General features: G+C 54.0%; 1 protein-coding gene. It reads right to left on the bottom strand.

The genetic code is table 11. From position 1 onward, the window contains the following. Positions 1–323: GTPase (locus NW844_RS13105; RefSeq protein WP_414336272.1), on the bottom strand; the 323-nt coding region annotated here is incomplete at its 3' end. Positions 324–618 lie beyond the last annotated feature (295 nt).

The raw sequence follows: 618 nt of genomic DNA on the forward strand, positions 1-618 counted from the left end.
GGTGTATCGTAGATGGTGATTGGGCAGCCTTGCTTGGAATATTGGCGAATGTGGCGGGTAACAGGGCTGCCAACACCAGTGCGGGCCAGCTCATCTTTAAACACCGCGTTGACCAAGGTGCTTTTGCCCACCCCACTTTTGCCAATCACCAGGACATTACAGTGGCCCATTTCTGCCTCTGCTTCCAGCAGGCTCTCTTTGAACAGGTGGCCGGCCCAATCCCAAGGTTCCTGCGGTTTCCCCCCAGCCCGCGCAACTGTTTGATGGGTTAGGCGAATCAGTTTTTCTATCCAGGAGTGGCTTTCTGGCTCCGTTTGCGACATGCTCCATCTCCAGGTACGGGATCAACTGGGCTAACGCTCCCAGTCCAGTGTAAATCGGGAAGATGCGGCTACTCTCTGACCAGCCCACCGGTTCTGCTGCAACAAGCACTTTGTTGAGAGCTATTCACAAGAACTGTTGAGTTAGACTATGCTGGGGTGAGGATAGCCCCAAGAAACCCTGGATCTGTCCACTCGAGTAGGCTGGACAATTAGCTCTCTTACTTCGGAGAACCTTGCCCTATGTCTGAAACCTCAACCTTGCGCCAGTCCTTCAACAGCGTGCGCAACAACCCTG

The sequence above is a fragment of the Synechococcus sp. H55.2 genome, from assembly GCF_047462495.1.
Lineage (GTDB): Bacteria > Cyanobacteriota > Cyanobacteriia > Thermostichales > Thermostichaceae > Thermostichus.